The organism is Marinococcus luteus, from assembly GCF_034497705.1.
GTDB lineage: Bacteria > Bacillota > Bacilli > Bacillales > Marinococcaceae > Marinococcus > Marinococcus luteus_A.
This window is the reverse complement of record NZ_JAXRUV010000011.1, coordinates 1-20,583: the sequence shown is the minus strand read 5'-3', so window position 1 is coordinate 20,583 and position 20,583 is coordinate 1. Positions and strand designations below refer to the sequence as shown.

18 protein-coding genes are annotated in these 20,583 nt (G+C 48.7%); 4 read left to right on the top strand and 14 right to left on the bottom strand.

Features of this window, described 5'->3' with window-relative positions; all coding sequences use genetic code 11:
• Window positions 1-83 precede the first annotated feature (83 nt).
• The 6 genes from cydC to Q9M42_RS14105 form a co-directional block, all read right to left on the bottom strand.
• A complete protein-coding gene (gene cydC / locus Q9M42_RS14130) occupies window positions 84-1,832 on the bottom strand; it encodes a thiol reductant ABC exporter subunit CydC (protein WP_322527104.1) in 1,749 nt (582 codons plus the stop codon).
• Window positions 1,829-3,544, bottom strand: coding sequence for a thiol reductant ABC exporter subunit CydD (gene cydD / locus Q9M42_RS14125; RefSeq protein ID WP_322527103.1), 1,716 nt, complete (start codon window positions 3,542-3,544; stop codon window positions 1,829-1,831). The genes cydC and cydD overlap by 4 nt, the downstream gene beginning before the upstream one ends.
• The gene (gene cydB / locus Q9M42_RS14120) at window positions 3,544-4,554 is read right to left on the bottom strand and encodes a cytochrome d ubiquinol oxidase subunit II (RefSeq protein WP_322527102.1); all 1,011 of its coding nucleotides are present in this window, start codon (window positions 4,552-4,554) and stop codon (window positions 3,544-3,546) included. Before cydB ends, cydD begins: the two co-directional genes overlap by 1 nt.
• Window positions 4,541-5,950 carry a cytochrome ubiquinol oxidase subunit I gene (locus Q9M42_RS14115; RefSeq protein WP_322527101.1) on the bottom strand — a complete coding sequence of 470 codons (1,410 nt, stop codon included), beginning with the start codon at window positions 5,948-5,950 and terminating at the stop codon, window positions 4,541-4,543. The genes cydB and Q9M42_RS14115 overlap by 14 nt, the downstream gene beginning before the upstream one ends.
• 212 nt (window positions 5,951-6,162) lie before the next feature.
• Window positions 6,163-6,765, bottom strand: a complete 603-nt coding sequence (locus tag Q9M42_RS14110) for a transglutaminase-like domain-containing protein (protein WP_322527100.1) — start codon at window positions 6,763-6,765, stop codon at window positions 6,163-6,165.
• 81 nt (window positions 6,766-6,846) lie between these two features.
• Window positions 6,847-8,238, bottom strand: a complete 1,392-nt coding sequence (locus tag Q9M42_RS14105) for an NCS1 family transporter (protein ID WP_322527099.1) — start codon at window positions 8,236-8,238, stop codon at window positions 6,847-6,849.
• Between the two features lie 333 nt (window positions 8,239-8,571).
• Between Q9M42_RS14105 and Q9M42_RS14100 the strand changes: the two genes are divergently transcribed.
• Complete coding sequence (locus Q9M42_RS14100; protein WP_322527098.1) at window positions 8,572-9,147, top strand: UbiX family flavin prenyltransferase; 576 nt, start codon at window positions 8,572-8,574, stop codon at window positions 9,145-9,147.
• A gap of 66 nt (window positions 9,148-9,213) precedes the next feature.
• Here the strand turns inward: Q9M42_RS14100 and Q9M42_RS14095 are convergent, their stop codons facing one another.
• On the bottom strand, window positions 9,214-10,008 hold the full coding sequence (locus Q9M42_RS14095; RefSeq protein WP_322527097.1) for a PhzF family phenazine biosynthesis protein: 795 nt from the start codon (window positions 10,006-10,008) through the stop codon (window positions 9,214-9,216).
• A 196-nt stretch (window positions 10,009-10,204) separates the two neighbouring features.
• Here Q9M42_RS14095 and Q9M42_RS14090 point away from each other — a divergent pair, with 196 nt between their 5' ends.
• Both Q9M42_RS14090 and Q9M42_RS14085 read left to right on the top strand, forming a co-directional pair.
• The gene (locus tag Q9M42_RS14090) at window positions 10,205-11,698 is read left to right on the top strand and encodes a UDP-N-acetylmuramoyl-L-alanyl-D-glutamate--2,6-diaminopimelate ligase (protein ID WP_322527096.1); all 1,494 of its coding nucleotides are present in this window, start codon (window positions 10,205-10,207) and stop codon (window positions 11,696-11,698) included.
• A gap of 137 nt (window positions 11,699-11,835) precedes the next feature.
• On the top strand, window positions 11,836-12,126 hold the full coding sequence (locus tag Q9M42_RS14085; protein ID WP_322527095.1) for a DUF3892 domain-containing protein: 291 nt from the start codon (window positions 11,836-11,838) through the stop codon (window positions 12,124-12,126).
• A 40-nt stretch (window positions 12,127-12,166) separates the two neighbouring features.
• On the opposite strand, the gene Q9M42_RS14080 is transcribed toward Q9M42_RS14085, so the two are convergent.
• From Q9M42_RS14080 to Q9M42_RS14050, 7 genes are all read right to left on the bottom strand, one after another.
• A complete protein-coding gene (locus Q9M42_RS14080; protein WP_322527094.1) occupies window positions 12,167-12,595 on the bottom strand; it encodes a hypothetical protein in 429 nt (142 codons plus the stop codon).
• A gap of 85 nt (window positions 12,596-12,680) precedes the next feature.
• On the bottom strand, window positions 12,681-14,156 hold the full coding sequence (locus Q9M42_RS14075) for a HAMP domain-containing sensor histidine kinase (protein ID WP_322527093.1): 1,476 nt from the start codon (window positions 14,154-14,156) through the stop codon (window positions 12,681-12,683).
• Window positions 14,140-14,838, bottom strand: a complete 699-nt coding sequence (locus Q9M42_RS14070) for a response regulator transcription factor (RefSeq protein WP_322527092.1) — start codon at window positions 14,836-14,838, stop codon at window positions 14,140-14,142. The genes Q9M42_RS14075 and Q9M42_RS14070 overlap by 17 nt, the downstream gene beginning before the upstream one ends.
• Before the next feature lie 638 nt (window positions 14,839-15,476).
• Complete coding sequence (locus Q9M42_RS14065) at window positions 15,477-16,466, bottom strand: NAD(P)-dependent alcohol dehydrogenase (protein WP_322527091.1); 990 nt, start codon at window positions 16,464-16,466, stop codon at window positions 15,477-15,479.
• Window positions 16,467-16,534: 68 nt separating this feature from the next.
• Window positions 16,535-17,365, bottom strand: a complete 831-nt coding sequence (locus tag Q9M42_RS14060; RefSeq protein WP_322527090.1) for an ABC transporter permease — start codon at window positions 17,363-17,365, stop codon at window positions 16,535-16,537.
• Window positions 17,362-18,348: an ATP-binding cassette domain-containing protein gene (locus Q9M42_RS14055; RefSeq protein ID WP_322527089.1), complete on the bottom strand. Its 987-nt coding sequence runs from the start codon at window positions 18,346-18,348 to the stop codon at window positions 17,362-17,364. The genes Q9M42_RS14060 and Q9M42_RS14055 overlap by 4 nt, the downstream gene beginning before the upstream one ends.
• A gap of 113 nt (window positions 18,349-18,461) precedes the next feature.
• A complete protein-coding gene (locus Q9M42_RS14050; RefSeq protein WP_322527088.1) occupies window positions 18,462-19,322 on the bottom strand; it encodes an alpha/beta fold hydrolase in 861 nt (286 codons plus the stop codon).
• 186 nt (window positions 19,323-19,508) lie between these two features.
• Here Q9M42_RS14050 and manA point away from each other — a divergent pair, with 186 nt between their 5' ends.
• Entirely contained in the window at window positions 19,509-20,477 is a 969-nt protein-coding gene (gene manA, locus Q9M42_RS14045; protein WP_322527087.1) for a mannose-6-phosphate isomerase, class I, read from the top strand.
• The last annotated feature ends 106 nt before the right edge of the window (window positions 20,478-20,583 follow it).

Below are 20,583 nucleotides of genomic sequence, written 5' to 3'. Positions count from 1 at the left end.
TATTCATAAAGAACATAACACCCGGGTCCTGCAGATTGGAACACAAAAAACCAGCCTGTTTTTCTACAGGACTGGCTCTTCGGTTATTTTATTGTCTTTTCTTTTTCTTGAAGAACTGCTGTCGGACGGTCAAGCTCATAGAGCCTCTGATACCGTGGGCTTGTATGCATTAAATCTTCGTGAGTACCGCGCATTGTAATCCGCCCCTGATCCAAAAAGCAGATTTCATCTACCTGCTCCAGTCCACTTAAATGGTGAGTAATCCAAATTACCGTCTTACCCTCTAATGACTGCAACACGTCATCCATTAATGCTTGCTCCGTCCGGGGATCAAGCCCGACCGCAGGCTCGTCTAAAACGACGATTGGTGTATCCTGCAGAAGCACCCGCGCCAGTGCTATACGCTGGCGCTGGCCGCCGGAAAAACGAGCACCCGCCTCCTGCATATTCGTATGGAATCCTTCCGGCAGCGAGTTTACAGCGTCATAAATCTGTGCCTGTCTTGCCGCCTGCTTTACTTCTTCTATTGATGCGTCCGGGCGGCCAAGCCGTATGTTATTTTCTACCGTAGTCGAAAATAAATACGGAGATTGGTTCAATACGGCAATCTTTTCCGTAATTCTCTCGCCCCAGGCAGAAGCCGGCCGCCCCTCCACAACCACTTCTCCGTGAAAAGGAAAACACACGCCCCGCAGCAGGTTTAGCACTGTTGATTTCCCGGATCCGCTTGGCCCTAAAAGAGCTACACGGCAGCCAGGCCTCCATTCTGCCTGCAAATGCTTCAACACGGGCTGTGAAGCTTCATAATGAAAAGAAACATCATCAAAGAAAATATGCTTTTCCTCGTATTCCGGCTTCCACGACTGCGAATCCTGAAGATCCTCTTCCGCTTCGAGCCTGTTTAGGCGCTCTGTCGAATGCGTGTACCTCGGCAGTTCGCCCACCGCCTCAGAAATTGGGATTAGCGTTTCTGTGAGCGGAAAAATAAACAAGGCAAACGCCGCCACGAGCGTTGGGGTAAGCGATCCCGCTTCCGCCCCGGATCCGGCCCATACCAAAACAATGAGCACAAGCCCCGCTGTCACTGTCTGTAAAAGTATCCCGCGGGCGCGAATAAACCGGCTGTATTTCCACTCCACTGAACGCATGGCCTCGTCCGCCTGGCGAAAACGTCCGGCAAGCTCCATGAAACGACCGCTCAACAGCCATTCCCCAATCCCGAAAACCGCCTCTGATGTTTCTTTATACAGCCCCGCCCGTTTTGGCTTCCACTTCTGCACAAATGAGGCTGTGCGTCTGTAGGACCAATACGGAACCACAGTCATATAGATGAGCGCATACACGGCTGCCAAAGCGCCCATCCCCCAGGAAAAAAACCCAAACCAAAGTGCTGACAGCAGATAAAGAGCGAGCGCGCTTACTGCTGGCATGACGGTTTTAATGTAAATATCCTGGAGGCGCTCGATGTCCTCAGCCAGAAGCCCGAGCATATCTCCAGCATGAAGCAGATGAGACCCTTTTTCCACCACAGGAAGCAGCCCTCTGTATAAACGAACTCTCATATCAGATAAAATCTTTAGTACTGCCTGATGTGCTGCCAGCCGTTCTGCGTAACGAAAGACTGCCCGGCTGACCCCAAAAGCCCGGACAGCAACAATCGGAATGTATACCATTAAAATATTTTCAGGCTGAGTGGCCGATTTGGTTAACAAAAAGCCTGAAACAAACAGCAGAGCCACGGCTGATATGGAGGCAAGAAGCCCAAAGAAGGCCGTCCATGCGATACCCCGCTTATATTTTTTTACGTAAGGCAGTATCCATTGCCCCTTCATTCTGCTTCTCTCCTCTGCATCCGAATCCATTCCTGAAAAGCCGCGCTGCTTCTCATCAGACCCTCGGGGCTACCGTCTCCAGCTACTCGGGTCTCTTTCAGAAAAATCACCCGATCGACATCATTTAACCAGTGCATCCGGTGCGTCGCCATAATGACTAGCTTACCTTCAAACAGCTGTTTTAACCGCTGTTTAATATCATATTCTGTTTCTATATCCAAATGCTCGGTGGGTTCATCCATCAGCAGAATCGGCCGGCCGCTTAAAAACGCACGTGCGATCGCTATACGCTGCCCCTGCCCGCCGCTAATACCACGGCCTCCTCCGCCTACGACTGTCATTTCTTTTTTCGGGAGGCTTTTTATCCATTCACTAAGGCCCGCCTGCCTCGCTGCGTCATTCACTTCTTTTTTTGAGGCTTCCGGCTTATTCATGCATATGTTTTCTTCAATGGTTCCTGCAAAAATATGCGGGTGCTGCGGAATGTAAGCAATCTGCTGCCTCCATCCTTCCTGCTGTAAATGGGTCCGCCACTCTCCGTCTATGACCATCGCTCCATTTGAGGCCGGCAGAAACCCGGCCAGCAGATGAATGAGCGTAGATTTACCTGAACCGCTGTCTCCGGCAATCATGATTTTTTCGAATCCACCTAAAACCGCGGAAACCTCGTTAAGTGCATTCGCTTCGCTTCCGGCATGAGTCACGGAAATGTTTTTCAGCATTAACCTGCTCTGGTCTGTCCACTCGTGCTGAAGCTCAGGCTCCTGATTCTTCTCTTTTTCCGCCAGCCACTGTTCGGCAGCAGCCCCGGCTTCCTTACCGTCGAGCGTCGCGTGGAAATCGCTCCCGAGTTCACGTACCGGCATGAAAAATTCCGGGGCCATAATAAGCACAAATAGTGCCGGAAGCAGCTCCCCCTGCCCTTCAATCAAGTTCAAACCAAGAAAAACGGCTACCACCGCTACTGAAAGCATGGCAAAAAAATCAAGGGCAAACGAGCTTAAAAATGCTACCTTCAGTGTGCTCATCGTCGCTTTCCGGTACTGCTCACTCACCTTACGGATGTTTTGTTCATGTCCGCGTGCCTTCCCTAAATACACCAGTGTTTTCAGCCCCCGCACCGAGTCGATGAAATGGTTGGATAACAGCTGGTAGGAATGCCACTGCTTGTTCGCCTTTGCCTTCGCCGCCACTCCAAGAAGAATCATAAATACAATTAGAATGGGAAAAGCTGTGAATAAAACGACCCCCGACCGTATGTCCTGGCTTAATACCACCGCTCCAGTGACGACCGGAATGATAAGCACACCGGGGATTTTTACAAGCGACAGTTCAACATAGCGCTGAAACTGACTCATTCCTTCCACAAAAGTTGTTACTGTGCCTCCCGTGCCCCGGACAGTGTTGCCCGGACCGAGCCGGCCGATTTTTTGAAAGAGCGCATCGCGTTTTTCCCCCGTCAACCTGCTGGCATAGGAAGCAGCCAGAGCCTCTTTCCAGGACTGCAGAAGATAGCGTAAAACCAGGGCAGCTGTAAACCAGGCAGCAGGCGCTAACGCAGACGGCACGCCCTGTTGTTCAAATAACGGCACAATAGCCCGGGCGAGCCAGTACGCCTGCATCACAATCATGCCTGCCTGGATGAGCGTCAGCACCGTTATCCAGCTGAAGCAGGCCTTTGCTCCCCGGTAAGCCAGTAAGTCTTTTCCCATTAGTAGGTCAGATCCTTTCCAGTGACCCGTTTCCGGAACACATAATAGCTCCATATTTGATAGCCGAGCACAAACGGCAAAAGCGTAATGGCTACGATCGACATGACCCGCAGGGAGTAATCCCCCGAGGAAGCACTGTATACCGTTAAGTCATTTAATGATGAAAGAGAGCTCACCATAACTCTTGGAAACATGGCCACAAAAACTGAAGCGATAACAGAAGCTATCCCGAAGCCTGAAAAGATAAATGCCCACCCGTCTCTGCCCCGCAGGGAGAAAAGAAATGCAGCAGCATAGCTCAATACAGTAGCAACGGTAATGGCCGCCACCCAACCGCCTTTAACCACATACATATCAGTATTAAAAACAGACAGCACCACGAAAACGATAAGCGCAGAAAAAACAGCTGCTGCAGATCTCCCAGCATGTTTACGCGCCCGTTCCTGCACTTCTCCGACTGTTTTCAACGTCAAAAACATCATGCCGTGCAAGTAGCATAAAATTACGAGCGTGAGGCCGCCGGCCACCGAATATAGATTGACAAAATCGGTAAACCCCGCCCGCATTGTCATCGTTTCGTCAATGGGCATGCCCTTCAGCATACTCGTAAACAACACGCCAAACAAAAACGGCGGCATAAGGCTTCCAAGAAAAATGCTCCAGTCCCACGTTTTTTTCCAGTACATGTGGCGGCCCTTTCCCCGGAACTCAAACGCCACGCCCCGGATAATCAGAGCAAGCAGTACGAATACAAATGGGATATAGTAGCCGCTGAACATAGTAGCGTACCAGTGCGGAAACGCAGCGAACACCGCTCCTCCGGCTGTAATCAGCCAAACCTCGTTTGCATCCCAGAATGGGCCAATCGTATTGATAAGCACCCGGCGGTCATGGTCGTTTTTGGCCAGTACCCTCGTGCCCATGCCGACGCCGAAATCAAATCCTTCCAGGAAGAAAAATCCAACAAACAAAATAGCCACCAGCAAAAACCAAAATTCACTGAGCTCCATGTTCATATGCCTCCTTGTCAAATGGATCTATCACCGGCTCTTGATCTTCATCCTCCGGGTCATGCTCAGTACCTTGTTTAATTTCTTTAATGTATAAATAAACCATCACAAGGCCAAGCAGTAGGTAAATTGTAGTAAATGTAATGATGGAAAATAAAAGCGACCCCACTGAAACATTTGGAGAGACCGAAGCAGCAGTCGTCATCAAACCAAACACGGTCCACGGCTGCCGGCCGATTTCTGTCATGATCCATCCGGCGGTGTTTGCTATAAACGGGAAGGCAATAAGTGCCATCATCAGCTTTAAGTACCAGCGTCGTTCAAGAAGCGTCTTCCGGAATAAAAACCAGAGACCTAGCGCTGAAGCTGCAATCATAGCCATTCCGGCACCAACCATTATCCGGAAACTCCAGAAGGTGGCGTTTACCGGCGGAATGTAGTTTCCCGGCCCATACTCTTCTTCGTATTCCGCCTGAAGCGTCTTCATTCCTGGCACTGAGCCCTCAAATTCTTCATAGGCAAGATAACTGAGCAGGTATGGAAGCTCCAGCTGTGCTTTATTTTCCTGCGCTTCGACATCCATCCAGGCAAACAGGTTCCACCCGGCTGGGTCTTCGCTGTCCTCCCAGAGAGCTTCACTGGCTGCCATTTTCATCGGCTGTGACTCCATCAAATGCTGTGCCTGCACATGGCCGCTGAATGCTGTTCCCATACCGCCGATCAGACCAAGTGCCATCGCCAGGGCGAACGATTTCCTAAACAGGGAAACCTCTTCTCCCTTCAGCATTTTATAAGCACTTGCGCCACCTATAACAAACGCTCCTGTCGCAAAAGCACCGAATATAACGTGCGGAAATTCCACTAAAAACTGAGGATTGGAAAGAAGAGCAAAGAAATCATTCATTTCCGCCCGCCCGTTCTGCAGAATATAACCGACCGGCTCCTGCATAAAAGCATTGGCTGCGAGAATCCACATAGCTGAAAGGATCGTTCCAAGCGCCACCAGCCAGATGCACATCAGGTGGATACCTTTTGGCAGACGATGCCATCCAAAAATCCACAGTCCGATAAAGGTCGATTCCATAAAGAAGGCAAGCAGAGCCTCTACTGCTAGTGGCGCTCCGAACACATCGCCTACAAAACGGGAATATTCCGACCAGTTCATACCAAACTGAAATTCCTGAATGATACCAGTGACCACCCCGATTGCAAAATTAATCAAAAACAGATGACCCCAGAACTTCGTCATTTTTAAATACACTTCTTTACCGCGGAAATAATATAACGTCTGCATAATTGCTACCATAAAAACAAGTCCGATCGATAAAGGCACAAAGAAAAAATGAAAAATCGTCGTCGATCCGAATTGAATTCTGGCTAAAATCAGCTCATCCACTGTAGAAACCCCTCCTCTGTTCACTATTTCACAAATTCAAGTGAAATTATTCACATGACTCGATATTATTATGCTCCTGAACGTGATAAAAATTACATAGTATTTATGACAAAGCTATTAACATATTGTGGCAAAAGTATGGCAGATATTAAAATCGTTCCGGGAGGGTAAGCCCCGGAACGATTTTAATATCTGCCATATGCCGAAAATGATTAAAAATCTTTCATAAGCGATTCCGGAAGCGCGTACCGATACATATACATCGGGTCCTCGTGACGGTCCAGAACGTCTAGGAGCTCTGCCGGCGGGTCCGCGTATATTCCCGGGTAGTCCCGCTCGTCCTTTTTCTCCTTCAAGTTAAAGGCCAGCTGCTCTTTATCGGTAAAAAATTGGGCATCGATGCCGGGCTTATTGCCCCTCGCATCCAGCCGCACCCATTTGTCTTCCTCATTAAGATAGACGGCATTTAACGCATGAATACAGTAGCCGTCTGCCGGTTCATCAAAGAGTGTTAGCCGCTGATAGCTGAAGCCGCAGGGTATCCCTTCCGAGCGGAGAAGTGCCGCCAACAGATGCGACTTGGACCAGCAGATCCCCTCCCCGTATTTCAGCGCCTCCGAGGCTCTCCGGGTAACTGTTTCACCCTGAATATCCCACGAATGGCTGACTTTATCACGCACAAATAAGTAGGCAGCTTCTATTTTTTCCTTTTCATTCATTTCCGGGAAAAACAATTCCGCCTTTTTCTGCTGAATACTCTCCGCCTCGTAATCGATGTCATAGGTTTTCTTTAAAAATTCTATGAGATGTACCATCGCCCTGCCTCCCTTTATGTATAATTATACTAAATAAAGAATTTAAATACAAAAAGAACAGGCAGCTGCCTGTTCTTCTGATTATTCCTTTATCCACTGGGGCTCCGGTTTTTCGTTCACTGTCTCTTCTTCAATGAAGCTTTGATTCATCCCCTCCTGAACATACGGTTCGTGCCCTGCAATCCAGTATTTCATTAATACAGTATAGAGCAGCAGGGCTGGCAGTCCGCCGATAAACCATGAGCCGTCAATATTAATAAAGGAAACGGCAGTACCAACAACAATGGAAATAATTGCTGCAGGATTCCATCCTTTAAAAGCCTGGAACAGCTTGCTCTGCTCGTACAGCGCTGCTACGTTATAATTTCGTTTATGCACGAAAAAGAAGTCCGCAATCATCACACCGAATACCGGTCCCAAAAAGGCGGAGACAATGGCAATGAATGTTGTAAAATATGCAGCATTCATCAGCCACCACGGGCATGTGAACGTAGCGAGTATACCAATGATGATGCATGACTTCGCCCAGGAAATTTTAAAAAGGTCCATTGCTACTAGCGCCGGCGGCATAATGTTGGCCATCAAGTTCGTCGTCATCTGGGCTATCGCAATAAAAACCAGTACGATAATGCTTGCAACGGTAGAAGGAATATATTCGGAAATAACATCAATCGGATTCCAAATTCCAACCGCAGCCGCTCCGAGCATTCCGATAAATGGAAGCAGAATGCTCGGCGGCACCATGCCAACCAGATGAGCGTTAATATAGGTGGATGTTTTTGTCTTTTTCGGGACGTATCTTGTGTAGTCCGACACGTTAATCAGAAGGGCTGCAAACTGCCCCACCAATACGGTCATTGCCAGCCAGAGTGGAATGCCCCAGGAGCCATCCACGTTCGCAGCTGCCTGCACCTCAAATCCAAACGTCGTTAAAAACAGGAAAATTAAGTAGACGATCCCGCCCATAATGATGACAGAACCGATAATTTCCACCCATTTGATGGATTCAATACCTTTAGCCGAAAGAAAAATCTGCAGGGCCTGAAAGCCAAAAAACCACACCCATACATTTTCAAAGCCTATAAAGCCCGAGGCAATCTGGTTCAAAGCCTGCGCCCCGAGCCATGTCTGTATCCCGAACCAGAACAAAGCCGGAATACTGCGCAAAAGTGCAGGAATTCTGGAGCCAATCGGCCCAAAGGACGAACGAAGCTGAACAACCATCGGAATACCATGCTTCCATCCTACATATCCATTCAATGAAAACAACAGAGCGGCCATAATATTTGCCAAAAGCAGTGCTGCACCCGCCTGATAAAGGTTCAGGTCGCCAAACGGCGGAATCAGACTTGAACCGAGCATGAATGTACCAATCATGATGGTGTCCCCCCACCACATCGCCACGTAAGCTTTCGGCCCAAGGATTCTTTCTTTCTCACTAGTAATTGGTCTCAGATCCTGCCGTGCCTGCATGATATTTTCCTCCTAAATAAAAAACGAACAATTCATGTTTAATTTATTCATTCATTCGTTTAATGATTAATTTTATTTTATCGGAGAAATATGCACCGGATCATTGTTTATCATCACACAAATTTATTATTTTCTCTGTGCATTATCGCTAAAATTGGTTGATTAATTCTATATTGAATGTACATTTTCTGACATAACTGTCACAAAATCAGATTTGTATAAAGTCCGGAGAGCTGTTTTAAATCCCTCTTTCATGCGCGTTCACTCTCACTCATGATACAATCAAACGAGCGAACAAGGTCTTTCTACGGCCTTCATGAAGGAGGTTCTTTTTTGAAAATTATTATTGGCATTACCGGCGCAACGGGCGCCATTTTTGGCATCCGTCTGCTCGAAATATTAAAATCCACCGACATTGAAACCCACCTGATTTTATCCTCCTGGGCAAAGGCTACTATTCCACTTGAAACTTCGTACACAGCGTCACAGGTAGAGGCGCTTGCAGACGTTTCGTATTCCTCAAAGGATCAGGCCGCCCGTATATCAAGTGGCTCCTTTCGTACCGAAGGCATGATTATTGCGCCGTGCAGCATGAAAACGACCGCCTCCATCCGTCACGGCTTTGCGGATAACCTTATTGCCCGTGCAGCCGACGTGGTTTTAAAAGAGCGTAAGCACCTGCTGTTAATGACGCGGGAAACGCCGCTTAATACTATCCATTTGGAAAACATGCTCGCCCTTTCCAGGCTCGGCGTAACCATTGCCCCACCGATGCCTGCTTTTTACAATCAGCCGGCAGACATCAATGAACTTGTCGACCATATTGCCTACCGCACGCTCGACCAGTTCGGCATTCATATGGAGGAAGCTGAACGCTGGGAAGGCATGCCTTCGTCAAAACATAAATAGAAGCGGGCGCCCGGCATTAAAAGGCGCCCGCTTCTATTTTACAGATAAGAGTCCTTTCACGCTTTATCATGCCAGCCAGTCGCCCTTCATAACAGTGACTGCCCGTCCGCCGATGTGACAGCGGCTGCGGTGCATTTCCACCTCTACAACGCCTTCCCTCTTACTGAGCTGTTTGGCCGTGAAGTTCTGCTTTACCATTCGTTTTGCCCAGTACGGACCGAGTGCACAGTGAGCCGAACCCGTTACCGGATCCTCCTCTACACCAACAGCCGGAAAGAAGCAGCGTGACACAAAATCGATCCCCTCTTCTTCTGACAGAGAAGTAACTAAACATCCCCGCGTCGTATGCTGGGCTAATGCTTTCATATCCGGGACGAGGTTCCGGAGCGTCTGTTCGGAATCGACTTCTACAATAACGTCCATCCGGTTTTGCTCCACCGCAGGCGCCTCCACCCCAAGAGCCTCCAGCAGCCCTCCATTTAAAGGCGCAGGCTCCGGCGGTTCGGAAGGAAAATCAAGCCAGATGGTTCCTTCCTTTTGAAAAGCAGCCAACGGCCCGCTCGCGCTTTGAAACGTAATCGTCTGCGTTTCCGGAATCTTTTCTTCTTCCCACAGCACATGAGCGGAGGCGAGTGTCGCATGACCGCACAAATCCACTTCAGCGGATGGGGTAAACCAGCGTATTCCGTATTCAGCCTCTCCTCTTTTAACCAGAAACGCGGTCTCAGAAAGATTCATTTCTGCAGCTGTCTGCTGCATCCATGCCTCAGACCTCTGCTCCGTTTCTTCCAGCAGGCATACGCCTGCCGGATTCCCGTAAAAAGCCCTACTCGTAAAAGCATCGACCGTATATATTTTCATTCTTTTTTCTCCTTTGCGCTTTTGATTCTGCCTGTATTGTAGCATGAACGCCCTTTCTTTAGGAGTTTATACACTTTAAGGAAAACATGTATTTAGGAAACAAGGATTAATTATTTATTTGATAGGGAATGGGGTATCACACATACTTCCTGCCCCGGTAGTTGTGACTACAAGCAGAAAGGAGAGAAAAGAATAGATGAAATGGAACTGGGAAAAAAATAATTCTCTGCCTTTTCAGGATGTTTTCGGCCCCGCTGAATCGACAATCACTCATGTCACTTATGATTCCCGGAAAATCCAGGAAAACGGCTGCTTTGTCTCGATACCGGGCAATAATATCGATGGCCACACGTTTATTCCGGATGCTGTCCATAACGGCGCGTCCACCATCGTAGGAAGCGACCGCGATACACTTACCCATTATGCTGCTGTATTTCCAGCTGTCACCTTTGTTCTCGTGGAGGACAGCAAAATAGCGATGGCTGAATATGCAGCACATCTGCATCATCACGTTCATAAAAAAATGAACCTCTTCGGCGTAACAGGTACTAATGGAAAAACGACTGTTACGGCTTATATACGGTCAATGCTGAACAATTTAGGAGAGCCTGCGGGCATTATAGGAACAGCTGGAGTATGGTCCAAAAATAATAAGCAATCATTTAAGCCCACCACTCCGACTACGCCGGAGGCAGCAGACCTGCATGATATTTTCGCATCCTTTTATGAAGAAGGGACACGCACAGTAGCAATGGAGGCGACCTCTATTGCCATCGACTTAAAACGTCTGCACGGCCTCGAATTCGAGGTGGGCGTTCACACTAATCTCGTTTCTGAGCATATGGAATTTCACGGCACGATGGAGAACTATAAACGGGCAAAATTAAAATTATTTCGGCAGTCGCGCCAGGCTGTAGTGAATCTTGATGATGACGGCATGGCCCAGGACATTTTAAACATGTTCGATGGCCCCGTCTGGACATACGGCATTCGGCGCTCTGCAGACATTATGGCCAGCAACATCCGGACGGATTCAGGCGGGTCGAGCTTTCTGCTGACTGTACAGGGACGCTCCTACTTAGCTAGAGCTCCGGTATTTGGTGAATATAATATCTCCAACACTCTGGCAGCGGTAGGCTCGTGTCTCGCTGTCGGCTACTCAGTATCCGACATTCTGTGCTCGCTTCCAGATATTCAGGGTGCGGAGGGACGTTTCCAGATTGTCTCCGATTATCCGGAGAAGCAGATTATTCTCGATTACGCCCATACGCCTGATGCGCTGGAGCTGGTGGTGGAGACAGTTAAAAGACTTCCTCATAACAGGCTTATCCTCATGATTACCGGAATCGGCCTCCGGGATCCGGCCAAACGTCCAAAAATGGCAGCAGCAGTAGAGGGAAAAGCGGATCATATTATCGTTTCTGTCGATCACCCCGGCCCATACAACCGCCAGCGGATCGTCGATGACGTTGCTTCCGGTTTTAGCGATCCCGGGGCAGAGAATATATACAAACGAAAACACCGGGAGGACGGTATTCATAAGGCTCTCTCGCTGGCGGAAAACGACGACCTTATCGTCATTACCGGTCTCGGCTTCGGTGGCTACCAGGTCATTAACGATCAGCATGTTCCTTACGATGAACTCGAAGTGATTGACTCTTATTTTCAGGAAAACCGGCAATTATCATAAATAATCTATAACCGGAGAACAATTTTATTTGTTTTCCGGTTTTTTAGCTCGTCTGTTCTGATCGCGTCATATCATTAAGATTAATAAAACAGGTTACCGGGAAAGGCACTATCAAGAATATGTAAAGGAGGCTTTTCATGGATTATCAAATCACTGCCATTCATTTTGACGGCAGCCGTGAAAAAGAAGAGTACATTACGCATATACAGCTGGTGGACGGGACCGAAGAAACGATAGAAAAAGCAATCGCAAGCGTTGATGACGGTAAGGATTATTATTTTCGCGTAGACGGCGGGGACAAGGTCCGTGTGGACACGGTTCACCCGGAAGACCCGGACACTCCTGCCTATCTCCGGACTCATCCGGATCAGTCGACAACAGACAATTTGTTAAAGCTTCCTACGTTTGACCCGACCTACATGCCTTAACTCATAAAAGCAGCGTCCTCCTGCGGGAGAACGCTGCTTTTTACAGTTCCTGTTCAAACGGATACAGCCCCTGCGTCTCAGCCTCAGGGGCATAATCATTTAAAATTTCTTCAAGTATATCCTCTGCATCTTTTCCCTCTGAACCAATACCAAGTACCTGGGCCGCGTGCATAATTTCCTTCTCCCGTACGTCCGCCATCATCTGCGATACGTCTTCAGTGACTTCCACACCGTAAGCTGCCGCTTTTTCCTTCCATTCCGCCAGAAGTACTTCATCAATTACTGTCTGTTCATCTTTATCTTTGATAGCTATGCCGTATTGCTCTGCTTTTTTCGTTAAATCATTTTCCCGGATCTCCGTGCCCATCCGTTCTATCCCTGCTTCGCTTTTTTGCGCCGAGACATTGGCCGGCAGAGCCACACTCGACAGTATACAGGCGGTAATAATGGCGTACATCCATTTTTTCATCAGTTCAACCTCTTTTTTGATATAGATTGAAATCTTACTTTATCGTATAGATGAAACATGTCAGGAAAAAGTCAAACAGAAGGTTTTAGATCACATCCGTTTGTTTTTCATAATTGGTCTCCTCGTCCGGCACGTCACGTGGCAGTTCAAATACAAACACGGTCTCTTCCGGCCGGCTCGACTGCAGGTACAGGTCGCCGCCAAGTCCCTGGGCGATTAATTTACTGAACGGCAGCCCGAGGCCGAGGCCGTGCACATTATACTTTTTATTTTCTCCCCGGTAGAAGCGCTCAAATACGAGCAGCTGCTCCTCCTCATCAATACCAATGCCGCTGTCTATCACTTCAATAGCCACCATGTGATCATTTTTTTCACTGCACCGGACGGTCAGCGTCCCTTCCTTCTTCATTGCCTGATTCGCGTTATTCAAAAGATTGACCATAATCTGCTGGAATCTCATCGGATCAGTGTAAACCGCGTGCGTCTCTTCGCCGTAAAGCTTTTGAATATCCAGGCGGTCCGTGTCATTGGAAATCGACCATTGATGGATGACCTCATTCAGCAGCGATTCGAGCGTCAATGGCCGCATGTCTGTAGGCACACCCTGAGAAGAGAAAGTGTTAAATTCAAGCAGGTCCGCAATCATGTTTCGCATTCTGCCCGTTTCAGCCAGCGTCACGCTCAAAAATTCCTTCGCTTCATCGCCAGTCACTACATCATCTTTGACCGCCTGTACCATCCCACTGATAGAAGTAACCGGAGTTTTCAACTCATGGGTAACACCAGCCAGCAGCTCGGTCCTCATGCTTTCAAGCTGTCCGAGTCTCGTCGTCATATCATTAAAGCCGGTAACCAGCTCATCGATCTCCCGCTCCTTGGCCTCGGTATCAATACGAATGGCATACTTTTCTTCCTTTACACGCTGAAAGGCCTCGGCGATCTGCTTGATCGGACGGAGCAGCCGCTTGGAAAGAATATAAATCGTGAGCCACCCGAGTATAGCCAGACTCACCAGCAGGATACCGACCAACTGATACTGGCCGCCGACTTTCACCAGGGAATCGGCCGGCTGGACGATTACCACCCATCCTTCAAATGAACCGTCTTCGCCCTGGATACGTGACTTGACCAGGTACTGCTCCAGGTTTCCCTGCTGGACTTTCACCGTCTGCGGGCCTGATTCGAGAAATGAATCCGGAAATACAACGGGATCCTGATAAAGCGAATTTCCAAATAAAGAATCGGATACAATGTTTCCGTTGTTATCCACTACATAAACAAGCGGCTCCGTTTCAATATCAAATGCCTGCTGGCGCTCACGAACATAGGCAGCAAGGTCAGCGTTTAAGCCAATTGAATTATCTTCTGAGCCGGCTATATCCTCCGAAATTTCATCCGCCAAAAAAGAAGTAACGTTCAGACCTCGTTCTAGATTATAGGAGCGGAGCCAGAAAAACGAAATCAGGCCAATAATAATCAGGCCAATGCAGAGCGTAATAAAGTAACGCGTCGTCCAGTAGCGAAGCAGCGAAACTTTTTTATCCTTATTCCTCTTTAACACTGAGCTGATACCCCACTCCCCGGAGCGTTCTGATTTCCCCTTCTTCCACCGGCCAGTTTTTCAGTGACCGGCGGATCCGCTTGATAGCCAGGTCCACCGCGCGGTCGCTCCCTTCGTAATCAATGCCCCACACGTGGGAAATTAACTGCTCCCGGTCAAAAAACTGATTCGGGTGATTGCCCAGAAAAATAAGCAGCGACAGATCCCGCGGTGTCAGATCGAGCTGCAGGCCGTTCAGCGTCACAGCGTATGCCTTTTCATCAATGACGAGGCTTCCGAACCGTTTAAGATACTGCTCCTCCTCCGCTGGAGAGGCTGTTTTACCGCTGCGCCGAAGTACAGCCTGAACACGGGCTACCACTTCATCACCTTCAAAAGGCTTCGGAATGTAGTCGTCCGCCCCGCCGTCAAATCCTTTTAACCGGTAGTCCACGTCCCCGAGAGCGGTCAGCATAATACACGGGCAGTCGCTTGTACTCTGGATATGTTCGAGCACCGCCCATCCATCCCGGCCCGGGAGCATGACGTCAATTAAAGCTAAATCAAAATGCCCGCGGTCGAACGTCTCTACGGCTTCGTTTCCTTCATATATTTGAGTCACTTCAAAGCCTGCCTTCTGGAGATAGGCCCGAAGCACCTGACTGATCGATGTTTCGTCTTCAATTACAAGAATCGAGCTCATATATGCTCTCTCCCTTCTCTATGTACTTTCATTATAAATCAACAAAGCACAGGAACAAACGGGGTCCCTTGCAATCCGGTACAAAAAAAAGACCCTCGCGGGGGAACGAGGGCGTACAGCTATATGAATCTAGGGGGTAATTCCATGAAGAGTGCACTACCCGAGTGAGTGCAGCTCTTAAGCCGAGTAATAATACCCAGCTAAAACACAATTGGATTGTTTGCATAGGGCCATCGTATCCACATGACTCTTTGGCTTCTTCTGCAGTTACAGGACGATCAATCGTTGTTCTAGGGGGGTCAACATATTTTAGGTCCTGGAACCAGTAAACTGCATATCCTCACCTTTTCTTCATATGTGCCAGTTATTTGATGCACTTTCCCTTTCGACAATGCAGCAAATAGAGGGCGGAAGAAAATGATGATTCGATGCCGATTACGTGGCAACTGTATCAGAAGCCGGCTTTCACTCCGCTTTCTAAAGAAGTTTTTCCTGTTGCAGCGCGGGAGTGTTATAAGCCGTGGCGGCCTCTACATTTATTACTATAAGTGGTTTGTGTGTCAGCAAAATGTCAACAAATATCTTTTTTTAAAAAGTACTGTTTAATTTGCCGGAAGTGCCTGCATTAACCGCTTAATTTATTGAGGATTTTCGTTATATTCTACATTGATGATGACGTTCCCCTTCTTGTGTCCCTTCTCCACATACTGATGGGCTGCCACTATTTCTTCAAGCTCATAGTACCTGTCCACTGCAACCTTTAACTCCCCCGTCTCCACAAGCTCCTTGAGAAAGCTGAGAGCTTCGGCGTTCTCTGATGAATTTTGGGCCAAAATTAATTTCCTGCTGCTTGTCAGTTTAGTCCACAGCATTCTAACTCCCGGCAGCGGTACAGTGACATTTATATAGGTGCCATTCTTCTTTAATGATTTCATACAAGCTGAAAACGAACTTTTGTTTACCGCTTCAAAAATAACATCATAAGTCGCTCCTTCACTGGAAAAATCTTCAGTGGTGTAATCAATTACCTTATCAGCGCCGAGGGATTTTACCAATTCCAGATTCGTCGTGCTGCAAACTCCTGTAACTATGGCCCCAAGATACTTGGCGATTTGGACGGCATAGCTCCCTACACTCCCTGAAGCACCGTAGACAAGCACCTTCTCCCCCTTCTGAATGTCCGCTTTCTCAAGATGAAACAATGCGGCACTCGCCCCTATTGGTATAGCTGCGGCTTCCCCAAAAGATAAATTACTGGGTTTAATACATACTGGTCCGTCTTCAGGCAGACACTTATACTCGGCATAAGCACCGGCACCCCTCAAGGAAGCAGCAAAAATCCGGTCGCCTTTTTTAAATCGGGTTACTTCTTTTCCGGCCGACTCTACTTCTCCAGCTAACTCCATACCTAGTATCTCATTTTTCGGTTTTCTTACACCCAGGGCTATGCGGGCAGGCACCCAAACAGAAAGAGGAACGGTGAAACTCCGTGCGCGAATGTCTGCGGCGGTTACAGTAGTCGCTTTTACTTTCACCAGTATTTCATTTTCCTGAGGAACGGGTTTTTCCATATCTTTGAGCTGGAGGACTTCGGGGGAGCCATACTTTTTGTACACAATGGTTTTCATTTATCCACCTCTATTTTGTTGTATTCGTTAATTACCGTGGAAAAGTCTTAAACATACACAACGTCCTCTTACTTTTTATAGTACAAATACATGGTCAGTGGTGCGAATACGAGGACTAATAAAAATGATACCAACAGCACCCAACCGATTTCGGCAAAAGCTGCTTCCCCGCCCATGAAGCCGCGGACAGCCACGACCAGCAGAGACACTGGATTAATTTCCACAAGCGGCTGAAGCCAGGTGGGCATTGTTTCAGGATCAACAAACACGTTGCTGATAAACGTTAAAGGAAACAATACCATCATGCTTGCTCCCATCAGCGACTTTTCAGATCTCATCACGATGCCGAGCGTCGTCCATATCCAGGAAAGGCTGAAGGCAAACACGAGCAGTATAGCTACGCCGAGCAACACACCGACTACTCCTCCCTCTGGTCGAAAGCCGAGAATAAAGCCAAGCGTAATCATAATCGTAGAAGCGATCGAATATCTGACAAGATCCACGAGCAGCGCGCCTACAAGAACCGAAGGCCTCCATACTGGCAGTGTCCGGAAACGATCAAACACGCCTTTTGTAATATCGTTGTTCAATTCGATGCCTGTGTACATCGTAATCATGACCACAGTGAGTACGAGCACCCCCGGCAGCACAAATTGCAGGTAGGCTTCCGTCGACCCGGCAATAGCGCCGCCAAATAAATAGGTGAACATAAGCAGAAAGATAATTGGAAAAGCTGTAATATCAAACAGCTGCTCGGGGACATATTTGATTTTCAAAAGCATTCGTCCGCCAAACGTAAGCGATGCTGAGACCGGGCCTGCGTTTTTCGGCCGTTCACTGGTCGAAACTGCAGCCCGGAGCGCATCCTGTTGACTGAGAGGAGCCTGTTTTTTGTTCATGCTTCCGCCTCCATTTGTTCAATCTGTTCGGCTGAGCGTCCAGTTAACGTAAGAAATACTTCATCCAGGCTCGGTTTGCCAACAGAAAAATCAGAGACGGCGATGCCGGCCTTATCTAATTCCTCAAGCATTTGAACCGCCAGATTATTCTCTGCCACCTGGGCGGTCAATTCCGACGCGTTGGAGGAATAACTCACAGCTTTACCCAGCTTTTGCTGAAGTAGCTGCGCAGCGAGCGGCCGCTGGGCCGGATCCTGAAGACGAACATGAACCTTCCCCGTTCCTATTGATGCTTTCAGTTCACCGCTCGTGCCTTCTGCGATGACTTTTCCCTGATCAATCACCGCGATCCGGTCCGCCAACTGATCGGCCTCATCTAAATACTGGGTTGTTAACAGCACCGTGGTTCCTGTACTCACGAGCATCCGTACAATAGCCCAAACCTGGTTGCGGCTTCTTGGGTCAAGGCCTGTGGTCGGCTCATCCAGAAACAGCAAATCTGGCGTTACAACAATGCTTGCAGCGATATCGAGCCGTCGCTGCATTCCTCCGGAGTACTGTTTCACCTGCTTTTTTGCGGCTTCTTTAAGCCCGAAAGCGTGCAGCAGCTCGTGTGCCCGGGCTTTTGCCTGGGCTCGTGTGAATCCCATTAAACGCCCGATCAAATGAAGATTTTCCAGACCCGACAAGTCTTTATCCACTGAAGCAAACTGTCCCGTCATGCTAATCCGCTTCCGAATGAACGCCGCTTCTTCCACCACGTCATGTCCGAACACACTAGCCTGGCCTTCGCTTGGCTGGAGAAGAGTCGCAAGTATGCGGAGGACCGTCGTTTTCCCCGCCCCGTTTGGACCGAGCACTCCGTAGACTGTTCCTGCCGGCACCTCCAGATCGATCCCGTCCACTGCCCGGGTCGTTCCAAACGTTTTAACCAGACCTTTGACGACCACAGCCACCCTCCGTTCATCCGCCTTGCTATCCATCGCTTGTACCTCCTTCTACGTTGTCTCTCAACCGTCTCCTTTCTATTTATCATAGCACTGCCGGCCTGCCTGGACTTCTTCTCGATTGCTATAAAAACGTACGTTCGTATTTTTTACAGTCGGTTCTTTTTTAAAAAATTTAACACAGCATGGTCTCTGTACTCTGCTTCCGAACCGATCCAGATCAGATGCCCCCACGAATCCAGAATAGTTAATTCCGCCTGAGGTATTAACCGTTTAGCCTCATACGCATGCTCAATAGGCACCGAAGCGTCATGCTCACTGTGCACAATAAGCACCGGTGCATAAATCTTTGGCTGCACCTCTTCTGCCGCATTTGTGTTCACATCAATCAGAAAACCCTTTCCAGACCTCTGTGCTGCTATCATACTGGCAAATTCCTGCAGCGCCCCGCTGTTTATTTCCTGACGAATACGTTCATACGAAAGCGTGCTGAATGATGCAGCCATTTGTTTAAATATCATTTCCGGTCTTTTTTTGACAGCCATCCTTAATAGCGCCCAAGTCCCTTTTTCCACTACCGGTCGAAACAGCACCATTGCCGCTTTATAGGCAGCATCCTTTTTCTTCAGCCATTCGGTAGTGACCGCCGACTCGAGCGTTAATGTGCGCACCCGTTCAGGATAAGCTGAAGCAAGCATCAACCCACTCGGCCCTCCAGCGGAAACCGCAAGCACATGAACAGCCTCTATCTGCAGATAATCAAGCAGACCGGCGTAGGCTTCTGCGGTGCTCTCCAGAGAACCGCCGATTTCAGCGCTTGTGGCTCCGTACCCGGGCCTCGAAGGCGTAATTAACCTGTATCCCCGCTTCACAAGCGGTGCATAGCCCATCTCCTCCATGCAATTGGCATGCCCTCCATGCATCACCAGCACCGGCTCCCCACTCCCACAAATAGTATATTCCAGCTGCGTACCGTCTTTCCGGTACCACATGCCAAGTGTCCGTTCCATGCTCTGCTCCCCTTCCCGTTTTCTATACCTTTACTATATCCTATAATAGAGTAGCCCGCCGATCGCATTTCCGCTAAATCCAAAAAAATTTACGCCCGGATTTTTATAAACATTCACGCAGGAATTGCAAAGCATTCTGCTCTTTGTCATATTGAATAAGAGACAAACTATAAACGGAGGCTGACCATGGATCAATTTATCTTTTTTCAACCTATCTTTCAGGAACGCATTTGGGGTGGAAATAAATTACATACTCATTTTAATTACAACATCCCATCAGCATCGACCGGTGAAGCATGGGTCTTTGCCGCCCATCAAAACGGTTCAAGCATTGTAGCGAACGGATCCTACGCGGGCAAAACGCTCCTGGATCTCTGGCAGGATAAGCGGGAATGGTTCGGTTCGTTAAAAGGCGACCGCTTTCCGCTGTTAACGAAAATTCTCGACGCGGCCAGGGACCTTTCGGTGCAGGTGCATCCGGACAATCAGTACGCCGCCGCTAATGAAAACGGCGAATACGGCAAGACCGAATGCTGGTACGTGATTGACTGCGATGAAGACGCGGAGCTCGTACTCGGGCACAACGCCGATAGCCGGTCGGAGGCTACAGAGCTTATTGCAGCTGGCGAATGGGACGCTTTTTTACGGAGAGTACCAGTAAAGCCCGGGGATTTTGTTTACGTACCGAGCGGCACGATGCACGCCATTGGCGAAAGTGTGCTTATTCTGGAAACCCAGCAGAACTCGGACGTCACCTACCGCGTCTATGACTACGACCGGACCGATAACGAAGGAAACAAGCGGGAGCTTCATCTGCAGCAGGCCCTCGACGTGACTCATTTCCCTCATGAGGATGCTAAAGTGGATCCTTCCGTGGAATCCGACGGCGAGGCAGAAGTCACCACCTTTGTGGAGGCAGACTACTTTTCCGTCTACAAATGGGAGGTGCACGGCACAGCTTCATTTACCTGCGAAGCGCCGTTTCTGCTCTGCAGCGTCATTGAGGGCAGCGGTACTGTCGATAACCTGACTGACAGCGCCCCAATCCAAAAAGGCGATCATTTTCTTGTCCCGAACCACGTGACCGACTTCACGATCGACGGCAATGTCACCTGCATTGTGTCCCATCCTAATGCTTCCCTTCATTCCTCTTAAATAAAGAAAACCACCTTCTGCCAGGCAGAGGGTGGTTCAGATTGTAGACAAAGGCCTCCGAAATTCATTTTCGGAGGCCTTTGTTTGTGCCATTGAGGGAAAAAGA